The organism is Bradyrhizobium sp. Mp19 (assembly GCF_029952935.1).
GTDB lineage: Bacteria > Pseudomonadota > Alphaproteobacteria > Rhizobiales > Xanthobacteraceae > Bradyrhizobium > Bradyrhizobium elkanii.
This window is the reverse complement of record NZ_JASAUT010000008.1, coordinates 222,770-244,271: the sequence shown is the minus strand read 5'-3', so window position 1 is coordinate 244,271 and position 21,502 is coordinate 222,770. Positions and strand designations below refer to the sequence as shown.

General features: G+C 65.7%; 21 protein-coding genes. 15 read left to right on the top strand and 6 right to left on the bottom strand.

Annotated elements, in window-relative coordinates; translation table 11 throughout:
* Positions 1–209 precede the first annotated feature (209 nt).
* Positions 210–695 carry a hypothetical protein gene (locus QJT82_RS13500; protein WP_264641904.1) on the bottom strand — a complete coding sequence of 162 codons (486 nt, stop codon included), beginning with the start codon at positions 693–695 and terminating at the stop codon, positions 210–212.
* A 161-nt stretch (positions 696–856) separates the two neighbouring features.
* Positions 857–1,537, bottom strand: coding sequence for an HAD hydrolase-like protein (locus QJT82_RS13495; RefSeq protein WP_035633942.1), 681 nt, complete (start codon positions 1,535–1,537; stop codon positions 857–859).
* A gap of 76 nt (positions 1,538–1,613) precedes the next feature.
* Between QJT82_RS13495 and QJT82_RS13490 the strand changes: the two genes are divergently transcribed.
* The 6 genes from QJT82_RS13490 (at position 1,614) to QJT82_RS13465 (ending at position 6,438) form a co-directional block, all read left to right on the top strand.
* The gene (locus tag QJT82_RS13490) at positions 1,614–2,447 is read left to right on the top strand and encodes an SDR family NAD(P)-dependent oxidoreductase (RefSeq protein WP_028344551.1); all 834 of its coding nucleotides are present in this window, start codon (positions 1,614–1,616) and stop codon (positions 2,445–2,447) included.
* Positions 2,448–2,559: 112 nt separating this feature from the next.
* The gene (rpiA, locus tag QJT82_RS13485; protein ID WP_028344552.1) at positions 2,560–3,252 is read left to right on the top strand and encodes a ribose-5-phosphate isomerase RpiA; all 693 of its coding nucleotides are present in this window, start codon (positions 2,560–2,562) and stop codon (positions 3,250–3,252) included.
* Between the two features lie 23 nt (positions 3,253–3,275).
* Entirely contained in the window at positions 3,276–3,809 is a 534-nt protein-coding gene (locus tag QJT82_RS13480) for a DUF2059 domain-containing protein (protein ID WP_028344553.1), read from the top strand.
* A gap of 171 nt (positions 3,810–3,980) precedes the next feature.
* Complete coding sequence (gene gor / locus QJT82_RS13475; protein ID WP_028344554.1) at positions 3,981–5,366, top strand: glutathione-disulfide reductase; 1,386 nt, start codon at positions 3,981–3,983, stop codon at positions 5,364–5,366.
* 451 nt (positions 5,367–5,817) lie between these two features.
* Positions 5,818–6,027 (top strand): DUF2934 domain-containing protein, encoded by a 210-nt coding sequence (locus QJT82_RS13470; protein ID WP_035633945.1) that lies wholly within the window; start codon positions 5,818–5,820, stop codon positions 6,025–6,027.
* Positions 6,028–6,084: 57 nt separating this feature from the next.
* Positions 6,085–6,438, top strand: coding sequence for a cupin domain-containing protein (locus QJT82_RS13465; protein ID WP_028344555.1), 354 nt, complete (start codon positions 6,085–6,087; stop codon positions 6,436–6,438).
* A 586-nt stretch (positions 6,439–7,024) separates the two neighbouring features.
* On the opposite strand, the gene QJT82_RS13460 is transcribed toward QJT82_RS13465, so the two are convergent.
* On the bottom strand, positions 7,025–7,951 hold the full coding sequence (locus QJT82_RS13460; protein WP_051448174.1) for an alpha/beta fold hydrolase: 927 nt from the start codon (positions 7,949–7,951) through the stop codon (positions 7,025–7,027).
* 151 nt (positions 7,952–8,102) lie between these two features.
* Here QJT82_RS13460 and QJT82_RS13455 point away from each other — a divergent pair, with 151 nt between their 5' ends.
* The 3 genes from QJT82_RS13455 (at position 8,103) to QJT82_RS13445 (ending at position 11,799) form a co-directional block, all read left to right on the top strand.
* Complete coding sequence (locus tag QJT82_RS13455) at positions 8,103–9,491, top strand: 3-deoxy-7-phosphoheptulonate synthase class II (protein ID WP_028344557.1); 1,389 nt, start codon at positions 8,103–8,105, stop codon at positions 9,489–9,491.
* A 54-nt stretch (positions 9,492–9,545) separates the two neighbouring features.
* Entirely contained in the window at positions 9,546–9,899 is a 354-nt protein-coding gene (locus QJT82_RS13450) for a diacylglycerol kinase (protein ID WP_028334253.1), read from the top strand.
* A gap of 148 nt (positions 9,900–10,047) precedes the next feature.
* A complete protein-coding gene (locus QJT82_RS13445) occupies positions 10,048–11,799 on the top strand; it encodes an NAD+ synthase (RefSeq protein WP_028344558.1) in 1,752 nt (583 codons plus the stop codon).
* A 7-nt stretch (positions 11,800–11,806) separates the two neighbouring features.
* On the opposite strand, the gene QJT82_RS13440 is transcribed toward QJT82_RS13445, so the two are convergent.
* Together QJT82_RS13440 and QJT82_RS13435 are read right to left on the bottom strand one after the other, a co-directional pair.
* Positions 11,807–12,913: a DUF2865 domain-containing protein gene (locus QJT82_RS13440; protein ID WP_245288937.1), complete on the bottom strand. Its 1,107-nt coding sequence runs from the start codon at positions 12,911–12,913 to the stop codon at positions 11,807–11,809.
* A gap of 206 nt (positions 12,914–13,119) precedes the next feature.
* The gene (locus tag QJT82_RS13435; RefSeq protein ID WP_028344560.1) at positions 13,120–13,443 is read right to left on the bottom strand and encodes a hypothetical protein; all 324 of its coding nucleotides are present in this window, start codon (positions 13,441–13,443) and stop codon (positions 13,120–13,122) included.
* A gap of 295 nt (positions 13,444–13,738) precedes the next feature.
* Between QJT82_RS13435 and cysS the strand changes: the two genes are divergently transcribed.
* The 4 genes from cysS to QJT82_RS13415 all read left to right on the top strand — a co-directional run bounded on the left by cysS (position 13,739) and on the right by QJT82_RS13415 (position 17,730).
* Complete coding sequence (gene cysS, locus QJT82_RS13430) at positions 13,739–15,154, top strand: cysteine--tRNA ligase (protein WP_028344561.1); 1,416 nt, start codon at positions 13,739–13,741, stop codon at positions 15,152–15,154.
* Entirely contained in the window at positions 15,151–15,657 is a 507-nt protein-coding gene (locus QJT82_RS13425; RefSeq protein ID WP_028344562.1) for a GNAT family N-acetyltransferase, read from the top strand. The genes cysS and QJT82_RS13425 overlap by 4 nt, the downstream gene beginning before the upstream one ends.
* Positions 15,654–17,252, top strand: coding sequence for a citramalate synthase (gene cimA, locus QJT82_RS13420; protein WP_028344563.1), 1,599 nt, complete (start codon positions 15,654–15,656; stop codon positions 17,250–17,252). The genes QJT82_RS13425 and cimA overlap by 4 nt, the downstream gene beginning before the upstream one ends.
* A gap of 100 nt (positions 17,253–17,352) precedes the next feature.
* On the top strand, positions 17,353–17,730 hold the full coding sequence (locus QJT82_RS13415; RefSeq protein WP_028344564.1) for a VOC family protein: 378 nt from the start codon (positions 17,353–17,355) through the stop codon (positions 17,728–17,730).
* A gap of 160 nt (positions 17,731–17,890) precedes the next feature.
* On the opposite strand, the gene QJT82_RS13410 is transcribed toward QJT82_RS13415, so the two are convergent.
* Entirely contained in the window at positions 17,891–18,496 is a 606-nt protein-coding gene (locus QJT82_RS13410) for a TIGR00730 family Rossman fold protein (RefSeq protein ID WP_028344565.1), read from the bottom strand.
* A 212-nt stretch (positions 18,497–18,708) separates the two neighbouring features.
* Between QJT82_RS13410 and QJT82_RS13405 the strand changes: the two genes are divergently transcribed.
* The gene (locus tag QJT82_RS13405) at positions 18,709–20,697 is read left to right on the top strand and encodes an ABC transporter ATP-binding protein/permease (RefSeq protein WP_028344566.1); all 1,989 of its coding nucleotides are present in this window, start codon (positions 18,709–18,711) and stop codon (positions 20,695–20,697) included.
* Between the two features lie 53 nt (positions 20,698–20,750).
* A complete protein-coding gene (locus tag QJT82_RS13400; RefSeq protein ID WP_028344567.1) occupies positions 20,751–21,449 on the top strand; it encodes a phosphatidylserine decarboxylase in 699 nt (232 codons plus the stop codon).
* Positions 21,450–21,502 lie beyond the last annotated feature (53 nt).

Sequence of the window (21,502 nt, the reverse complement as noted above, 5' to 3'; positions counted from 1 at the left end):
GGCTCCGGCATCCGCAATCTATGCATGTTGGCGCGTTGTCACAATGCGTCCCAAGGGATGATCGTATGGATGATCCGCAACATGCAAAGCGATAGGCGAGGCATATCGCGCGATGCATGATCGCAATCGCGGATGTGTCTCGACCAAATGCAGAAACCCGGCTTCGGGCCGGGCTCTTGTGCAGTGCAAATCCGGTGCAGCCGCCCGCGCTAGCGCGACGGAGCCGCGGCCGGCGCCGGCGCAGCCGCGCTCGGGGCGGGGAACGCGGAGTCCGGAGCGGCGGCAGGCGCCGCAGCGGCAGCCGGCTTCGGCCTCTTCTTCCGCACCGGCTTCTTCGCCGCGCGCGGCGGCGGGCCGGCGGGCTGCAACTCGGCGAACACCGGACTCGGATCGAGCGTGGTGGTGGCCGGCGTGGTGAAGTCGCCGGGAACGCGGGTCACGGTGACCGGTACGGTCGCCGGCTGGAACTTCGGCATGTTGAAGGTGACGGAGAAGTTGGTCTCCGGCGCCGGGATCGACACGCTGCAGGGCGTCTTGCAGCCCGGTCCGAGCGAGGTCACGGCGTCGGCGCCCGGCGGGTTCGAATCCAGCTGCACCGGCATCGGCGGCGGCGCCGACTTGAACGAATCCAATGAGAAGGAGGAGCAGCCGGCCAGGCTCAGCCCGGCGGCCGCAATCACGATGATACGACGCATGATCCACACTCTACTGCGGCAATCAGCCACAATCCCCGGAGCGGACCATAGGTGCGTCGGAACAGAGGCGCAACAGCGGGGGCCCTGCTCGTTAAAGGATGGTTAATGGCGGAATCGCATGGCTAAATATTGCCAAGCGATATCAGTATGTTGCGGAAAGTTTATGCCGCGCTCAGGCTGGCGACGGCGTCCGGCAGATCGCGCATATGGCTGATCAGCCGGTCCGGCTTCAGCTCGGTCATCGGAACGTCGGTATAGCCAAAATCGACGCCGATCACCGGAACCTGGGCGCGCCTTGCCACCCCGACATCGGGGCCGGCATCGCCGACCATGATGGCGCCCGGCAGCCGGCCGCCGGCGCGGGCCACTGTCTCGCGCAGGAACGTCGGATCGGGTTTTGCGATGCCGAAGGTATCGGCGCCGCAGATCGCGGCGAAGCGCTTGGTCAGGCCGAGCCGGTCGAGCAGCAGCTTCGACAGCCATTCCAGCTTGTTGGTGCACACCGCAAAGCGATGGCCCTTTGCCTCGAGCCGGTCGAGCGCGCCCTCGAGCCCGTCGAACGGCCGCGAGCCGTCGGCGATATGCTCGGCATAATAGTCGACGAAATCCTTGGTCAAGCGATCGAGATCACCGACGCTGACCGCGCGTCCTTCCACCTCGAGCCCGCGTTCGAGCAGCTTGCGCGCGCCGGCGCCGATCATGTTGCGCGCGGCCGCCAGCGGCACCGGCCGCAAGCCCTCGCGGTCGAGCACATGGTTGAGCGCGGCGATCAGATCGGGCGCGGTGTCGACCAGCGTGCCGTCGAGATCGAATACGACGATGGGGGGAGAGGAGGCGGACATGATGCTTTTGGCTATCGGGCCGGGCGCTGCGATGCAAGAGTAGATGTGGGCACGTCATGAAATAGGGGAGGCTGAGATGCGGGAACTTGCCGGAAAAGCCGCTTTTGTCACCGGCGCGGCCAGCGGAATCGGACTTGCGATGGCAACTGCCTTCGCCCGCGAGGGCATGAAGGTGATGCTTGCCGATATCGAAACCGGTCCGCTGGACAAGGCCGTCGATGCGCTGCGCGCCGGCGGCGCGGATGTCCATGGTGTGATCTGCGACGTTGCCGATCCCTTGAGCGTCGATCGCGCGGCAGAAGCATCGTTCCGCGCCTTCGGCAAGGTTCATGTCCTCTGCAACAATGCCGGCGTCGCGGCCGGCGGCGGCATCGACCCGATCTCGGTCGACGACTGGCGCTGGGTGATCGACGTCAATTTGATGGGCGTCGTGCACGGCATCAGGAGCTTCCTGCCGCACATCCGCCAGCACGGCGAGCGCGGTCATATCGTCAACACGGCATCGATGGCCGGGATGAATGCCGGGCTTGGCCTGAGCCCGTATTCGGCGACCAAGTTCGCCGTCGTCAGCGTGTCCGAAGGGCTCGCCATGCAACTCAGGCCGCTCGGGATCGGCGTCAGCGTGCTCTGTCCGAGCTTTGTGCGGACCCGGATCGGCGAGAGCGGGCGCAACCGCCCGGAGCAGTACGGCCCGACCCGTCAGCTCGATCCGGCAAGCCCGATGGCCGCTGTCGTCGCCGAGATCGCGCGCCGCCTGGAGGCCGGTCTCGATCCGGCGTCGGTTGCGGGACAGGTGCTGGCCGCGATCCGCGACGACCAGTTCTACATTTTTACCCACCCCGGGATGCGGGCCGAGGTCGAACAGCGCTTTTCGGCGATTTTGGCCGCGATGGACGCCGTTTCGGCCTAAAGACTGGTCCGCTTGCCGCTATTCCTGCCTGCAAAACGACGCTAGATATGCGCCCGCCGGGCCACCCGATGGCGGCCCGTAACCGACAACCGAGGGCTATCGGCACGTGGACATGGACGCACTGAAACGCCAGGCGGCGGCGCGCGCGCTCGAAGAGGTGCGCGACGGTATGAAGCTCGGGCTCGGCACCGGATCGACCGCCAAGCATTTCGTCGAGCTGCTCGGCGAGAAGGTCCGTGCGGGCATGAAGGTGATCGGCGTGCCGACCTCGGAAGCGACCCGCGCGGATGCGATCCGCTGCGGCGTTCCGCTGACCACGCTGGACGAGATCGACCATCTCGACCTCACCATCGACGGCGCCGACGAGATCGACCCGGCGCTCAACCTGATCAAGGGCGGCGGCGGTGCGCTGCTGCGCGAGAAGATCGTCGCGGCCGCCAGTGATCGCATGATCGTGATCGCCGACGACAGCAAATGGGTCGACGTGCTCGGCCGCTTCCCGCTGCCGGTCGAGGTGATCCCGTTCGGGCTCGCTGCAACGCAGGCCGCGATGGCGCGGGCGTTTTCGGAGGCGGGCGTGTCAGGCGAAATGCTGATCCGGAAGGGCAAGGACGGTCACGTTTTTGTCACCGATGGCGGCCACTGGATCGTCGATGCCCATCTCGGCCGGATCGGCGATCCGCCGCGTCTTGCCGGTTTGCTCAGCGTGATTCCGGGCGTGGTCGAACACGGCCTGTTCATCGAGCTTGGCAGTGTCGCCGTGCTGGCCGGCGCGCAGGGAATTCGGGTTGTTGAACGGCCATGAGGCCGCAAGCAAGGAGACTTGGAATGAAGCGTTTTTCGGGACTTTTGTCGGCTGCGGCCCTGGCGGCTGGACTGGCGCTCGCACCGGCGATGGCGCAGCAGCCGCAGCTGCCCCCCATGCCCAAGGACGTCAAGCAGTCGACCCCCGCGGCGATCGGATACGCCAAGGAAATCCTGACGATGAAGAACGTCTCGGTGATGTATGCCGGCGCCGTTCCGGGCATTATCGAGAAGACCAAGACCGGCCTGCTGCAGCAGTACCTGAACTACCAGAAGGATCTCAACGAGGTTGCGCTGGTCATTGCCAAGAATCTGGCTGGCAGCGAGAAGGAAATCGGCGAAGGCATGGCGCAGCTCTACGCCGCCGAGTTCACCGAGCAGGAGCTCAAGGATCTCGTGATCTTCTACAAGACGCCGCTCGGTCAGAAGCTTTTGACCTCCGAGCCCAAGGCAATCAACGATTCGCTGAGATATATGCAGGAGTGGGCGCAGCAGTTTGGCGTGATCGTCAACGCCCAGTTCAAGGCAGAGATGAAGAAGCGCGGCAAGGATATCTGAGCGCGCGGCGCTATTGGACCCTCATGGTGAGGAGCGCGAAGCGCGTCTCGAACCATGAGGCCCCTCTGTGGCCTCCATCCTTCGAGACGCCCGCTTCGCGGGCTCCTCAGGATGAGGGGTACCAGTTGCAAGAGCCGATTTTCGGCGTGGTTGCCAAGGTTGGGTGCAAAAATGGCCGAGTTTGACGTCGACCTGTTTGTCATCGGTGGTGGTTCGGGCGGCGTTCGTGCCGCCCGCATCGCCGCCGGCTACGGCGCGAAGGTCATGGTCGCCGAAGAGTACCGGATGGGCGGCACCTGCGTGATCCGCGGCTGCGTGCCGAAGAAGCTGTTCGTGATCGGCAGCCACGTCCACGACGAGATCGAGGACGCGGCCGGCTTCGGCTGGAGCATCGGGCAGATCTCGTTCGACTGGGCCACTCTCGTCGCCAACAAGGACAAGGAGATCGCCCGGCTCGAGGGCGCCTACACCAGCAATGTCGAGAAGTCGGGCGCACGGATCGTGAAGACCCGCGCGGTGCTGGAGGATGCTCACACCATCAGACTCGCCACCGGCGAGAAGGTGACGGCGAAGTACATCCTGATCGCGACCGGCGGCGCGCCCAATCACGGGCCGATCGTGCCCGGCATCGAGCACGTGATCTCCTCCAACGAGGCGTTTCACCTCGAGGAGCTGCCGAAGCGGATCGTGATCCAGGGCGGCGGCTACATCGCGCTGGAATTCGCCGGCATCTTCGCCGGCTTCGGCTCCGACGTCACGGTGATCTATCGCGGCGACAACATTCTGCGCGGCTTCGACGAGGACGTGCGTAAGCATGTCCGCGCCGAGATGGAGAAGCGCGGCATCACCATCATCACCGGATGCACGGTGGCGAAAATCGACAAGCACGGCCGTGACTTCACCACCCACCTGTCGAGCGGCTCGAGCATCGCCTCCGACCAGGTGATGTTCGCGATCGGCCGGCATCCCAATGTCGCCAATCTCGGGCTGGAAACCGCGGGTGTCGCCATCAATCCCGCCAATGGCGGCATCCAGGTCGACGGTTGGTCGAAGACCTCGGTCGACAACATCTACGCGGTCGGCGACGTCACCCACCGCACCAATCTGACCCCGGTTGCGATCCGCGAGGGCCATGCCTTCGCCGACACGGTGTTCGGCAAGCGCCCGGTCGAGGTCGACCACGCCACGATCCCGACCGCGGTGTTCTCGCAGCCGGAGGTCGGCACCGTTGGTCTGACGGAGGAGGAGGCGCGGGCGCAGTTCAGCCACGTCGACATCTACAAGACCGATTTCCGCCCGATCAAGGCGACGATGTCCGGCCGCGACACCCGCGTGCTGATGAAGCTCGTGGTCGACGGCGCGAGCGACCGCGTGCTCGGCTGCCACATCGTCGGCGATGGCGCCGCCGAAATCACCCAGGCCGTCGCGATCGCCGTCAAGATGAAGGCCACCAAGGCCGATTTCGATGCCACCATCGCGCTGCATCCGACCGCGTCGGAAGAACTGGTCACAATGCGCACGCCGACCGCGCGCCACGTGCGCCAGGCGGCGGAGTAGGGAGCTACCCGCAGGCCGGCCTTGACCCTGGTGCCGTTCCGGCCAAGGCACTCGCAGATGGGAATTGGGAGCGATCGATCGGGAACAGGCAAGGAGCCTTGCCTGACAGCCCAACGCCGCCCGCTTAAAATGCATGCGAGCGGCGCTGTCTCTAGCCCCAGGACGGTAACGGCAAAATCCTGATGAAGATAAGTCTGCACGAGCCCGCAAAGGTTTCATACCTCAGAAGGGGTAGCTTGCTTCCGTAAGACGACGCGCACCGCGGCAGCGCAACCCTCTGGCGCCCAATCTGTGCATCAGGGCCGATACCCCCATCACAGGCGGTGAAGGGCCTGCGGTGCACCGCATGGGCACCCGTGGCAGCGCGTCATGTCGCGTACCCTGGAACCTTGCGCTATGCTGGCAGTTCCACTCTCAAACAGTTTGAATGCACAAATTGAGGGAGCCGCGCATGCCAGGACCATCCGAGCAGGAGATTCGGACCCGAGCTTACGAATTGTGGAAGGACGCCGGCGAGCCACACGGCAACATGGATCAGTTGTGGTATCAGGCCGAAAAGGAACTGCTGGCGCGCAAGGCCGCCAACGGCGAAACGCCCTGCGACAAGAACGGCCATCGAGAGCCGACGACTTATCCGGAGAGATTGAGGGGCGTGCATTGAGTGCGTCGCACGGCTGAGCTAACGAGTCCGGCAGGCTGGCCCGGACCCGGAGGCATCATGAACGGCGCGATCGATCTTTCGCAGAAACTGTCGACATTCTCCGATCACTGGTCGCCGCGCACCGTCGCGCAATTCAACGCCTGCGACGTCATGGTGGTGAAGGTGCAGGGCGAGTTCGTCTGGCACAAGCACGACGACACCGACGACTTCTTCCTCGTCCTGAAAGGCATCCTCGACATCGAGCTGCGCGACCGCACCGTGACGCTAACTCCCGGGCAGATGTACATCGTGCCGAAAGGCGTCGAGCATCGTCCGGTCGCACGGGAGGAGGTGCATCTGCTGCTGATCGAACCGACCGGGACGCCGAACACGGGTGATGCGGCGACGGCGGCGCCAAGGAAAGTGGTGTGAGACTGGCAGGATGGGTGGAGCGAAGCGATGCCCATCATTTTGACCGCGGATCCGAGTTGAAGAGCAAGGCACGGGCGATTCATGTCGCGCGAATGCGAAAGTATGACTCACCGGCAGCGCAATACATGCGGTGTCGTCCCTGCGAAAGCAGGGACCCATAGCCGCCGCCGTCAGTTGGCTTGCTGCGCTGGAGCCACGACCTGTTTCAACACGCAGCCCTGTGGTTATGGGTCCCTGCTTTCGCAGGGACGACGTGTGGAATGAGCAGCGAGCTCTCATTCTCTTTGGTGTCATCGCCCGCGCATGCGGATGATCCAGTACGCCGCGGCTTCTCGGTTCAAGCACCAGCGTCTCTGGAATACTGGATCGCCCGGTCGAGCCGGGCGATGACAGCGAGATGAGCTGCGCATCAGCGGTGCATCGCATCGCGCGAGAACCATCCTCATCGTCGTCCTGGCGAAGGCCAGGACCCATTACCCCAAATCTCAATTGTTGCACGGCGCTGGAACGACGAGTCCCGACGACAACACAGGCCGCGGCGTATGGGTCCCTGCTTTCGCAGGGACGACGCCGGAGAGTGCCGCGCTTACCCCTCCGCCTCAATCCACTCCGCAGCGCCGCGCCACAACGCATCGCGGTGTTCGCTGCGGAAGAAGCCGAGATGGCCGATCGCTTTTGCGCCGGCGTCGGCGGGACGGATCGAGATGATCTCGGGCGTGATCGACGTGAAGGCGGAACACAGCAATTCGACCGCTGGCCGCGTTGCCCAGGTGTCGTCGGTCATGACAAGCGCGCGGAGCTTGCCCTTGAACTTCGGAAAATTTTCGCGCGCCGTCAGCGTGGCATCATCGAGCAGATAGCGCTCCCGCATCACCCAGCTCCGCCATTGCTCGAACGCCCCCCTCGGCAGGTCCATGCCGAGGCCGGCCCAGGCGGGGAGGTAGCCGAGCGTGCGCGCCAGCGGCAGGCCGACGCCGTTCAGGAAGGCGACGACGCGGTAGCGCTCGGGCGAGGCCATCAGCTTCCAATAGGCAGCCTGCGAGGCGATCAGGAGCGCGCGCGGGATCTCGGCATTGTTGGCAAGCAGCCCGAGCGCCTGGCCGCCGAAAGAGTGCCCGACATAGGCGAAGGGGAGGTTGCGGTAGCGCTCGCGCATCCAGCTCACCGCCGCGGTGGCGTCGAGCGCGGCCCAGTCCGCCATCGTGGCCTTGAAGCCGGCCAGCGATTTCGGCTTGTTGAGGCTGGTCGCCGCCATCGGCCGGCTGTCGCCGGTGCCGCGGTAGTCGTAGGTCAGCACCGCCGCGCCGCGGCGGGCGAGGTAGCCGGCAAAGCCGCGATAGACCCTGCGGGGCACCGCGGTCGCCGAATTGATCAGGACGGCGTGGCGCCGCGTGCCGCGCGGCAGGAACAGCGTCGCGGCGAGCGGATAGCCGTCTGCGGCCGGCACGACGATGTCGTCGCTAAAAACGTCGTCCAGCGCGGCGGAGGCCACGGCGATTTCCCCGGCATTCATGCTATGCTCTACCAAATGCGAATTCGGATTTCCCTGCAAGGGCTTGACCAGATTGCAGGAATCCTTCTAGCGGGAAAGCGGGGGCCTGTGTATAAGCCGGGCTTTCGTCATGCCGTGATTAAGTTGCGGTTTTTGCTCAGGAGTTGACCTCATGTCCGAGCGGTGGACACCCGATAGCTGGCGCGCCAAGAAGGTGCTGCAGGTGCCCGATTATCCCGATGCCAAGGCATTGGCCGATGTCGAGGCCCAGCTGGCGACCTTTCCGCCGCTGGTGTTCGCGGGCGAGGCGCGCAGCCTGAAGAAGGCGTTGGGGCGGGTCGCCGCCGGCGAGGCCTTCCTGCTGCAGGGCGGCGACTGCGCCGAGAGCTTTGCCGAGCACGGCGCCAACAACATCCGCGACTTCTTCCGCGTCCTGTTGCAGATGGCGGTCGTGCTGACCTATGCCGGCGCGCTGCCGGTGGTGAAGGTCGGCCGCATCGCCGGCCAGTTCGCAAAACCGCGCTCGTCGCCGACCGAGAAGCAGGGCGACGTCGAGCTGCCGAGCTATCGCGGCGACATCGTCAACGACATCGCCTTCACGCCGGAAGCGCGCATTCCCGATCCGCAGCGCCAGCTGATGGCTTATCGCCAATCCGCCGCGACGCTGAACCTGCTGCGCGCGTTTGCGACCGGCGGCTTCGCCAATCTCGGCAGCGTGCATCAGTGGATGCTCGGCTTCCTGAAGGATTCGCCGCAGTCACGCCGCTACAAGGAGCTGGCCGACCGCATCTCGGATGCCCTGAACTTCATGCGCGCCTGCGGCCTCGATCTCGAGAGCCATCCCGAGCTGCGCGCCACCGATTTCTACACCAGCCACGAGGCGCTGCTGCTCGGCTACGAGCAGGCGATGACGCGGGTCGATTCCACCACCGGCGACTGGTACGCGACCTCCGGCCACATGATCTGGATCGGCGACCGCACCCGTCAGCTCGATCACGGCCATGTCGAATATTTCCGCGGCATCAAGAATCCGATCGGCCTGAAATGCGGCCCGTCGCTGAAGCCGGACGAGCTGTTGAAGCTGATCGATATCCTCAATCCCGACGATGAGCCGGGGCGCCTGACCCTGATCAACCGGTTCGGCGCCGACAAGGTCGGCGACCATCTGCCGGCCCTGATCCGCGCCGTGCAGCGGGAAGGGCGCAAGGTGGTGTGGTCGTGCGATCCGATGCACGGCAACACCATCACCTCGACCTCGGGCTACAAGACGCGGCCGTTCGACCGCGTGCTGTCGGAGGTGCGGTCGTTCTTCCAGATCCACGCCGCCGAAGGCACCCATGCCGGCGGCGTGCACCTGGAGATGACCGGACAGGACGTCACCGAATGCATCGGCGGCGCGCGCGCCATCACCGATGAGGACCTCAACGACCGCTACCACACGGTCTGCGATCCCCGCCTCAACGCCGAACAGTCGATCGACATGGCCTTCCTGATCGCCGAGCTCTTGAAGCAGGAGCGCGCCGGCAAGGTCAAACCGATGCCGGCCGCCGCTGGGTTGTGATTTGAGGCAGTGACTTGAGACAGTGACTTGGGGCAGTGACTTGGGGACTGTGACTTGCTGAGGTTCTGGCGAGCCACCATCAACTCGCGCAACGGGCTGGCATTCGCCATTCGCTCGGAGCAGGCGATTCGCGAGGAGGTGGTGGCGTTGGCGCTGTCGCTGCCGCTGGCCTGGCTGGTCGGCGCCACCGTGATGCGCCGGGTCGAATTGGTCGCGACCGTGGTGCTGGTGCTCGTCATCGAGCTGCTCAACACCGCGATCGAGAAGCTCGCCGATCGCCTGACCATGGATCACGATCCGCAGATCGGGCGGGTCAAGGATATGGGCTCGGCCGCGGTTGGCGTCGCGCTCGTCATGGCCGGCCTGTTCTGGCTGTTCGCCCTCGCCGAACGCATGGGCGCGTTCTGATCCCGAGCAGGATCCGGAAAAGTGGGAACCGATTTTCCGATCAGATCATGCTCAAAAGAAGCTCTCGCCGGTCATGGTGCGATTTCTGCAATCGCACCATGAGCGGAAGGTGATTGAAGTTTGCGGTTGTGCAGGACAACTTAAGCGTATGAGCGAACAACAGATCAAGATTACCCTGGCGCAACTCAATCCGACGGTCGGTGACGTCACCGGCAACGCCGCGAAGGCGCGCGCCGCGCGCGAGACGGCCAAGGCCGACGGCGCCGACCTCGTGGTGCTGTCGGAACTGTTCATCGCCGGCTATCCGCCGGAGGATCTGGTGCTCAAGCCGGCGTTCCAGTCGGCCTGCCGCGCCGCGATCGAGGAACTGGCGCGCGAGACCAGGGATGGCGGCCCGGCGATGCTGATCGGCACGCCCTGGGTCGAGGACGGCAAGCTCTACAATGCCTGCGCGCTGCTCGACGGCGGCCGCATCGCCGCGCTGCGCTTCAAGGCCAATCTGCCGAATTACGGCGTGTTCGACGAGAAGCGGCTGTTCGCGCGCGGCCCGGCGCCGGGCCCGGTGACGGTGCGCGGCGTGCGCATCGGCGTGCCGATCTGCGAGGACATCTGGCTCGAGGAGTCCGAAGAGTACGAGAACGTCGTCGAATGTCTCGCCGAGACCGGCGCCGAGATCCTGGTGGTGCCGAACGGCTCGCCCTATGCCCGCGACAAGGCCGACCTCAGGCTGTCGATCGTGGTCGCACGCGTCACCGAGAGCGGACTGCCGCTGGTCTATCTCAACGAGGTCGGCGGCCAGGACGAGCTGATCTTCGACGGCGCCTCGTTCGCGCTGAATGCCGATCTCTCCGTCGCGGCGCAGCTTCCGGCGTTCGAGGAGAGCATCACGACGCTGACCTGGCGCAAGACCGCCGACGGCTGGCGCTGCAACGGGCCGATCACGGCGCAGCTCGAGGGCGACAAGGCCGATTACGCGGCCTGCGTGCTCGGCCTGCGCGACTATGTCCGCAAGAACGGTTTTCCCGGCGTGCTGCTCGGCGTCTCCGGCGGCATCGACTCGGCGCTGTGCGCGGCGATCGCGGTCGATGCGCTCGGCGCCGACAAGGTGCGCGGCGTGATGCTGCCGTTCCGCTACACCGCGCAGGTGTCGCTCGACGATGCCGCCAAGCTCGCCGCCGCGCTCGGCATCCGCTACGAGATCCTGCCGATCGCCGATGCCGTGAACGGCTTCGAGACGATTCTGGCGCCGGTGTTCAAGGGGCTGGAGCGCGACATCACCGAGGAGAATTTGCAGGCGCGCGCCCGCGGCACGCTGTTGATGGCGATCTCCAACAAGACCGGCGCCATGGTGGTGACAACCGGCAACAAGTCGGAGATGTCGGTCGGCTACGCTACGCTGTATGGCGACATGAACGGCGGCTTCAATCCGATCAAGGACATCTACAAGACCGAGGTGTTCCGCCTGTCGAGCCTGCGCAATGGCTGGAAGCCGGACGGCGCGCTCGGGCCGTCAGGCGAGGTGATCCCGGTCAACATCATCATCCGGCCGCCGACCGCCGAGTTGCGCGAGAACCAGACCGACCAGGATTCGCTGCCGCCCTACGACGTGCTGGACGCGATCCTCGAACGGCTGGTGGAGCGCGAGGAGCCGCTGGCGACCATCATCGAAGCCGGCTTCGACCGCGACGTCGTGGCCCGGGTCGATCGCCTGCTCAACATCGCCGAATACAAGCGGCGGCAGGCGGCGCCAGGGGTGAAGGTGACGCGGAAGAATTTCGGCCGCGACCGCCGCTATCCCATCACCAACCGCTTCCGCGATTTCGGCAAGGCGCTGCCGGCGCCCGACGAGACGCTGGTGGCGCGCACCTCGCGCGCGTCGGCGGAAGCGTTCGAGGGCTGAGCTCTTCTTACCGCTTCGGGATGAAGGTCGGGCCGACGGTGCGGATCTGGCCGTCGCTCGCCGGCGCGGCCGCCGGTGCCGTGACGTCAGCGGCTGCGGGCTGCTGTTGAGCTGCGGCTGCGGGCGCGCCTTTCTTGCCGGCGGCGGCCTTGGTCTGGGCGCGCTGCTGCATCTTCCGCGCGCTCTCCTCGGTGACGATGATGTCGCCCTGCTGCTCGGCGGACGCTTTGTCGTCGACCGCCTTCAACGCCTCGGCCCAGCTCTGGCCGGCCGGCTTGCAGGAGCAGGACGGATTGAACTCGGTGCGGTACTTGAAGGCGTTCGGCAGCGACGAGTAGGACACACCGCTGATCGAGACCGCCTGGTTGATGTCCTCGCCGGGATTTCGGTAGGTGAACAGGCTGGCATCCGCGGCAGGGCACTGCGCCTTGCAGATTTGCTCGTCGGCGGCGAAGCGCGCCTGCACCGTTGCGAACGAGATCGGGAAATAGGCGCCGTCGCAGGTGCGGACGCAGACGGTGCGGAAGGTGCCGGACTGGGCGCCATACTGCGCATCGGGCGGGGGCAGCGGATTGTTGGGATTGCCGCCACCACCGCCGCCGAACAGGTTCTCGAGGAAGTTGCCGGGGCCACGCGCGGCCGCGGCATATTGCGGGCCGCAATTGTTCTGCGCCAGCGCGGTCAAGACCGAGCGGCGCTGGTTCTCGCGGTCGGCGCCGCCGAGCCCGCCGGAGCGCAGCCGCTCGAGATTGGCGGTGATCTGGTCGAGATTGGCGCGCATCTGCTGGATCTGGGTGTTGACCGGACCGCACTGCGCCGAATTGTTGTTGAAGAGCGAGAAGAACCCGGAGCTGTCGCAGCCCATGCGCCGGGCCTGCGCCGTCACGCGATCGAGCTCACCCTGCTGGCGGGTTGCCGCGTCCTGATAGCGGCGGATCTGCTCGTCCTTGGCCGGGTCGCCGGAGCCGCCGCCGCGGTCGATCGCCGCCAGCTGGCCTTCGAGCCGGCCGCACATCGGATTGGCCTGCGGATTGGGCTGCGGCGCGCCTTGCGGAGCCGGACCGGGCGGGCCGGGCGGCACTTGCGCCAGGGCATGCGTGGCGGGCAGGGCCATGCCGGCCAGCACGGCGCACGTCAGAGACCAGCGGAAGAAGCGAGAACGGGAGCTATTGGGCATATCCGGCCATTAAAACGACGCCGCGCGGCGATCAACGCCAAAGCGCGCGGGCAAGGCCGCTGCAATAGCCGTTTCTCGGGGCAGCGTCACGTCGTTTCCGGGGCGCCGGTGTGGCAATAACCCCGCCCGACCAGCGGCTTGGCTCAACGCTGGCAGGTGATGGCGACGAATTCGCCGCAGCTGTTGCCGCTGCATTTTTCATTCGCGGCGTGCGGAACCGCGCCGGTGATCTCGTCGGGATCGACGCGGCGGTAGTTGGTGGCCTGCGCAAAATCGCGTGACCGGCAATAGGCGCGGGCGGCGGAGGCGCCGCAGCGGTCGCCGCGGGCGAGGCACTGGTCGATGCCGTAGCCGTCGGCCTGGTTGGCGACGATGAAGACGCGGCTGTCGGCCAGCGCGGCCGAGGAGAAAAGGAAGGACGGAGCAAGGAAGAGCGTGCAGGCAATCAATGCTGAAATGGGCCGCATGGTGCACCGGTGAAAATGGCGGGGAATCCGCTGGCGTCCGGATACGCCCAAATCCTTAATAATGATTAACCATGAGGGCGTTGACGTGATTTCGGTGCGGGGCGGGGTGGCAAACCGCCCGAAAACAGCCCCTTGACGCAATAATGGGGCCGTGAGACATGGTGGAACCATGAACGGCCACCTCGCCATCTGCAGCATTTGCCGCGAGATTATGAGCTAGCGATTCGCTGGCTGAGGCCGTCTTTTCTCAACACATGAGAGCATTGGACCGCCCGGCCGCAAGGGAACGGTTTCCATGGATTTGCGCCTCTACGATACGCTGACCCGGGAGAAGCGGCCGTTCGTGCCGCTCGATGCCGACAACGTCCGCATGTATGCCTGCGGACCGACGGTCTATGACTTCGCTCATATCGGCAACGGCCGCGCGGCTATTGTCTTCGACGTGCTGTTTCGCGTGCTGCGCCATCGCTATGGCGCCGATCACGTGACCTATGTCCGCAACATCACCGACGTCGACGACAAGATCAACGTCCGCGCCGCGCGGGATTATCCCGGCGTGCCGCTGAACGAAGCGATCCGCAAGGTCACCGAGCAGACCTATCAGCAGTATCAGGACGATGTCACGGCGCTCGGCTGCTTGCCGCCGACCGTGCAGCCGCGCGCGACCGAGCATATCCCGGAGATGCGCGCGATCATCGAGAAGCTGGTCGCCGGCGGCTTTGCCTATGTCGCCGAGGATCACGTGTTGTTCTCGCCGCAGGCGATGAACGCGGCCAACTCGATGTTGCCGCGCTACGGCGCGCTGTCGAAGCGTTCGCTCGACGAGATGATCGCGGGCGCCCGCGTCGACGTCGCGCCCTACAAGCGCGACAACACCGACTTCGTGCTGTGGAAGCCGTCGAAGCCGGGCGAGCCCTCATGGCCGTCACCGGCCGGCATCAAGGTCGAGGGCCGTCCCGGCTGGCACATCGAGTGCTCGGCAATGGCCTGGAAGCATCTCGGCGAGAAGTTCGACATCCATGGCGGCGGCATCGACCTGGTGTTCCCGCACCATGAGAACGAGCTCGCCCAGACCTGCTGCGCGTTCCACTCCGACCGCATGGCCAATGTCTGGATGCATAACGGCTTCCTGCAGATCGAAAGCGAGAAGATGTCGAAGTCGCTCGGCAACTTCTTCACGATCCGTGATCTCTTGGCCGATTGGCCCGGCGAAGTGCTGCGGCTTGCCATGCTGAAGACGCATTATCGTTCGCCGCTCGACTGGACCGTGAAGGCCACAGAGGAGGCCGCGAAGACGCTCGACGACTGGTACGCGGTCGCGGCCGACGCCGAGCCCGGCGCGCCGTCGCCGGCGATGGTCGAGGCGCTCTACGACGACCTCAACACCGCGCAGGCGATGGCGGTGCTGCACGGCCTGCGCAGTGCTGCGTCGAGCAGCGAACAGAGCCGCAAGGAGTTTGCCGGCTCGCTCCGGCTGCTCGGCTTCCTTTCGGAGAGCGCGGCTGCGTGGGAGGCGCGCAAGCAGCAGGCGAGCGGCGTCGATGCCGCAGCTGTCGAGGCGCTGATTGCCGAGCGCACCGCGGCGCGGGCGCGCAAGGATTTCAAGGAGTCCGATCGGATCCGCGATCAGCTCGCCGCGATGGGCGTTGCGATCAAGGACGGAAAGGATGCCGAAGGAAAGCCGATCACCACCTGGGAGGTCGCGCGATGAGCCGTTCCGCACCCGCACTCCGCCCGTATCTGCCCGACGACGCGCCGCTGCTGGCGGCGATCTTCGCTGCCTCGATCATGGACCTGACCGGCGACGACTACAGCGAGGCACAGCAGGAAGCCTGGGCGATGGCCGCCGACGACGAGGCGGCCTTCGGCAAGAAGCTCGCCGGTCAGCTCACGCTGATCGCGACCTTGCAGGGCGCGCCGGTCGGTTTCGCCTCGCTGAAGGGCGCCGATCTCATCGACATGCTCTATGTGCATCCGAGCGCGGTCGGGCAGGGTGTCGGCGGCGCGCTGTGCGATGCGCTGGAGAAGATCGCGAGCGCCCGCGGCACCAAGACCCTGAAGGTCGATGCCAGCGACACCGCGCTGGAATTCTTCCGCAAGCGCGGCTACGTCGCCCAGCAGCGCAACTCGGTCACTATCAACGACGAGTGGCTTGCCAACACCACGATGCAGAAGCAGCTCGATGGTGTCGCCACCCCGGGAGGCCACGCGTGAGCCGCGAGCGCCTCTATCTGTTCGACACCACGCTGCGCGACGGCGCGCAAACCAATGGCGTCGACTTCACGCTGCAGGACAAGCAGGTGATATCAGGCATGCTCGACGCGCTCGGCATCGATTATGTCGAGGGCGGCTATCCAGGCGCCAATCCGACCGACAGCGAGTTCTTCAGCAGGAAACCCGCCTTCGAGCACGCGCGCTTCACCGCCTTCGGCATGACGCGGCGGCCGGGCCGCTCGGCGTCGAACGATCCGGGGCTTGCCGGCATCCTCGAGGCCAAGGCGGACGCGATCTGCTTTGTTGCAAAGTCCTCGGCCTACCAGGTCCGGGTCGCGCTCGAGACCACGAATGAGGAGAACCTCGCCTCGATCCGCGACAGCGTCGCGGCCGCGAAGGCGCTCGGCCGCGAGGTGATGGTCGACTGCGAGCATTTCTTCGACGGCTACAAGGAGAACCGCGACTACGCGCTCGCCTGCGCCAGGGCGGCCTATCAGGCCGGCGCCCGCTGGGTGGTGCTGTGCGACACCAATGGCGGCACCATGCCGCACGAGATCGAGACCATCGTCGGCGATGTCGTCACGCACGTGCCCGGCGCCCATCTCGGCATCCACGCCCATAACGACACCGAGCAGGCGGTCGCCAATTCGCTCGCCGCGGTGCGGGCCGGCGCGCGGCAGATCCAGGGCACGCTCAACGGCCTTGGCGAGCGCTGCGGCAACGCCAATCTCTGCTCGCTGATCCCGACCTTGAAGCTGAAGCAGGAGTTTTCCGACAAGTTCGAGATCGGCGTCACCACGGAGAAGCTGGCGACGCTGGTGAAGGTGTCGCGCACGCTCGACGACATGCTGAACCGCGCGCCCAACCGCCACGCGGCCTATGTCGGCGAAAGCGCGTTCGTCACCAAGACCGGCATCCATGCTTCGGCTGTCATGAAGGATCCGCAGACCTATGAGCACGTGCTGCCGGAACTGGTCGGCAATCACCGCAAGGTGCTGGTGTCCGATCAGGCCGGCCGCTCCAACGTGATGGCCGAGCTCGACCGCGCCGGCATCGCCTATGACAAGAGCGATCCGCGGCTGACGCGGCTGGTCGAGGAGTTGAAGGAGCGCGAGGCCGCGGGCTTTGCCTATGAATCCGCCAACGCATCGTTCGATCTGCTGGCGCGCCGCACGCTCGGCAAGGTGCCGGAATATTTCAAGGTCGAGCAGTTCGACGTCAATGTCGAGCAGCGCTACAACGCCAACGGCCAGCGCGTCACCGTGGCGCTCGCGGTGGTGAAGGTCGATGTCGACGGCGAGCGGCTGATCTCGGCCGCCGAGGGCAACGGCCCGGTCAACGCGCTCGACGTCGCGCTGCGCAAGGATCTCGGCAAGTACCAGAAATATATCGATGGCCTGAAGCTGATCGACTACCGCGTGCGTATCCTCAATGGCGGCACCGAAGCGGTCACGCGCGTCTTGATCGAAAGCGAGGACGAGACGGGCGAGAGCTGGACCACGGTCGGCGTCTCGCCCAACATCATCGACGCCTCGTTCCAGGCGCTGATGGATTCGGTGTTTTACAAGCTGGTGAAGTCAGGCGCGCAGGCGTGAGACTGTAGCCCGGATGAGCGAAGCGATATCCGGGGCGTCTCGATCGATTTCCCCGGATGTCGCTTCGTTCATCCGGGCTACAAGTCCGGGAGGAGGGCCCATGATCGACCACGTCTCCGTCGGTGTCCGCGATCTGGAACGGGCCGCGCGGTTCTATGAGCCGACGCTGGCCGCGCTGGGTCTGAGCCGCCTCGTCACGCGGCCGGCGACGATCGGCTTCGGCAAGGCCTATCCCGAATTCTGGATCAATCTGCGCGCCGCGATGTCGCAGGTCCCGCATGAGAGCGGCACCCATATCTGCCTGCGCGCGAAGACCACCGCCGAGGTCGATGCCTTCCACACTGCGGCGCTGGCGTCAGGCGGCCTCTCCGATGGCCCTCCGGGCCTGCGCCCGCACGACCGCGTGCGCTACTATGCGGCCTTCGTCCTCGATCCCGACGGCAACCGCATCGAGGCCGTGACTTTTCCGAGCGAGTAGTAAGGATTTCAGGCTAGCACTTATCTCGACCCGTCATCCTGAGGAGCGCGTAGCGCGTCTCGAAGGATGCGCGGCCACCAGCGGGCCCGTCGTGCTTCGAGACGGCCGCTTTGCGGCCTCCTCAGCATGACGGTGATGGAGCCGAAAGTGCGGCGAACAGTTACAGCCGCCGCGCCACTTCGGGCGCCAGCTCCTTCGCGGCCGCCGGCTTGCCGGCCACCGCCGAACGCAGCCGCGGCAAAATCTCGTCGACGCGATCGGCCATCAGCACATTGATCGGCAGCGTCGCGCGGATGAATTCGGTCGTGCGCATGTGGCTCAGCAGCGAGAGTAGGGGCTCCCAGAAGCCATCGATGTTGGCGAGCAGGATCGGCTTATGGTGACGGCCGAGCTGCTGCCAGGTCAGTTGCTCGACCAGCTCCTCCAGCGTGCCGATGCCGCCGGGCAGCGCGACGAATGCATCCGAGCGCTCGAACATCAGCCGCTTGCGCTCATGCATGTCGGGCGTGACGATCATCTCCTGAACCGAGGTCAGCGCGTTCTCGCGCGCGCGCAGGAATTCGGGAATGATGCCGGTGACGGAGCCGCCGTGGTCGAGCGTGGATTTCGCGACCGCGCCCATCAGGCCGATCGAGCCGCCGCCATAGACCAGGCGAACGTTGTTTTCGGCAAAGCTCTTGCCGAGCGCGACGGCAGCTTCAACGAAACGGGGATTGTTACCGGGGCCGGAGCCGCAATAAACACAGACAGTCTTGATTTGGTTCATATGATCCTTGTGGCACCGCAGCGTAAACAGGGTCAAGACTCCGATATGGGGATTGAGAGCCAAAAATCCCGTAAATTCCCGCGAATCGCGAACAATTTTCGTCATAAGCCTGTACGCGGCGTTCAAACGATCTATATGACGGGCACAATGGCAAACCGTGGACAAGATGTGGCGGCGGACCGCCGTGCCGCGACCGCGCGGGCGGGCGCCTGATGGTGCCGCCGCAACAGAGTGTGACCGGCGCCGCACAGCCCACGGCCACGCCGCCGGCCGCCGAGAAGGGGACGCTGCTCGGCACCCTCGTTCATCTCTGGCCCTATATCTGGCCCGGCGATCGCGCCGATTTGAAGACGCGCGTGATCTGGTCGGTGGTGTTGCTGCTGTTCGCCAAGCTCGCGACGCTGTCGGTGCCGTTCACGTTCAAATGGGCGATCGACGCGCTGAACGGCACGGGCTCGGCGCCGGTCGCGTCCTCCAACTGGATGGTGTGGCTGATCGCCCCGCCGGTGTTGATGACGATCAGCTACGGCGCGGTGCGCATCATCATGGCGGTGCTGACGCAGTGGCGCGACGGCATCTTCGCGCGCGTCGCGATGCATGCGGTGCGGCGGCTCGCCTACATCACCTTCGTGCACATGCATGAGCTGTCGCTGCGCTTCCATCTCGAGCGCAAGACCGGCGGCCTGACCCGCGTCCTCGAGCGCGGCCGCTCCGGCATCGAGACCATCGTGCGGATGGTGATCCTGCAGCTGATCCCGACCATCGTCGAGGTCGCGCTGCTGGCGGCGGTGCTGCTCTGGCAGTTCGACTGGCGCTACGTGCTCGCGGTGCTGCTCACGGTCGTCGTGTTCATGTACTTCACCTACATCGCGACCGAGTGGCGGATCGAGATCCGCCGCAAGATGAACGATTCCGACACCGAGGCGAACACCAAGGCAATCGACTCGCTGCTCAACTACGAGACGGTGAAATATTTCGGCGCCGAAGAGCGCGAGGCGCGGCGCTACGACCGCTCGATGGAGCGCTACGAGCAGGCCAGCGTGAAGACCTACACCTCGCTTGCGGTGCTCAACACCGGGCAGGCGATCATCTTCACCGCGGGGCTGACCGCGACCATGCTGATGTGTGCGTTCGGCATCCGCAACGGCACCCACACCGTCGGCGATTTCGTGCTGATCAATTCGATGATGATCCAGCTCTACCAGCCGCTGAACTTCATGGGCATGGTGTATCGCGAGATCAAGCAGGCGATCATCGACATCGAGAAGATGTTCGACGTGCTGGCGCGCGATCCCGAGGTGCAGGACATTCCGGGGGCCAAGCCGCTCGCGGTGTCGTCCGGCAGCGTGCGGTTCGAGGATGTCCGCTTCGCCTACGAGGCGGACCGGCCGATCCTCAAGGGCCTGAGCTTCGAGGTGCCGGCCGGCAAGACGGTGGCGATCGTCGGTCCCTCCGGCGCCGGCAAGTCGACGATTTCGCGGCTGTTGTTCCGCCTCTACGACGTCTCGAGCGGCCGCATCCTGATCGACGGCCAGGACATCAAGACCGTGACGCAGGCCTCGCTGCGCTCGGCGATCGGCATGGTGCCGCAGGACACCGTGCTGTTCAACGACACCATCCGCTACAACATCCGCTATGGCCGCTGGGATGCCGGCGACGACGAGGTGGAGGAGGCGGCGCGCCTCGCGCAGATCGACGGCTTCATCCGGATGTCGCCGCAGGGCTATGAGACACAGGTCGGTGAGCGCGGCCTGAAACTCTCCGGCGGCGAGAAGCAGCGCGTTGCGATCGCGCGCACGGTGCTGAAGGCGCCGCCGATCCTGGTGTTGGACGAGGCGACCTCCGCGCTCGACAGCCACACCGAGCACGAGATCCAGGGCGCGCTGGAGCGGGTCTCGCGCAACCGCACCTCGCTGGTGATCGCGCACCGGCTGTCGACCATCGTCGGCGCCGACGAGATCATCGTGCTGGACCAGGGCTGGATCGCCGAGCGCGGCACCCACGCGCGGCTTTTGGCCGCCGACGGCCTTTATGCCAGCATGTGGAACCGGCAGCGCGAGGCCGAGGAGGCCCGCGAACGGCTCGCCCAGGTCGATGAGGACGGCGCCGCGCCGAATCGGCTGCCGCCGGCGGTCACTGAATCGTCGGAGGATTCCAGCCCCGACGCGGGTGAGAAACCCTTGCCGACCGCCGCGGAATAGTCGATTTAGGGCCTCTCCCGCCAAATGGGGCGGGGAAACGCAAGCGAGCTCTGATGTCGATCGCCAATTCCATCCGCGCGCAGATCCCGCCGATCCACCCGGAGGGCTATCCCTTCATTGGCGGCTTCGCTCTGGCGAGCCTGATCCTGTTCTGGATCTGGACCCCGCTGGGCTGGATCGGGACGCTGCTGACCGTCTGGTGCGCGCTGTTCTTCCGCGATCCGGTCCGCGTGACGCCGCTGCGCGACGGCATCGTGGTGTCGCCGGCCGACGGCCGCGTCTCGATGGTGGTGCAGGCGCTGCCGCCGGCCGAACTCGGGCTCGGCGACAAGCCGCTGCCGCGGGTCTCGGTGTTCATGAGCGTGTTCAACTGCCATGTGAATCGCAGCCCGGTGGTCGGCCGCATCGACCGCATCGCCTACCGGCCCGGCGCCTTCATCAATGCCGAGCTCGACAAGGCGAGCGAGGACAATGAGCGCAATTCGCTCGTCATCTCGACCTCCAACGGGCGCATCGGCGTGGTCCAGATCGCGGGCCTCGTGGCGCGGCGCATCGTCTGTTTCGTCAAGGAGGGCCAGTCGATCGGCGCCGGCGAGCGCTTCGGCCTGATCCGCTTCGGCTCGCGGCTCGACGTCTATCTGCCCGAGGGCACCAAGGCGCTGGTCTCCGAGGGGCAGACCGCGGTCGCCGGCGAGACGATTCTGGCGGATTTCCGGGGCGCCGATCCGGGCCGGACTTACCGCGCCGATTGATTGCTCGCACATCTAGCCCCTCATCCTGAGGAGCCCGCAAAGCGGGCGTCTCG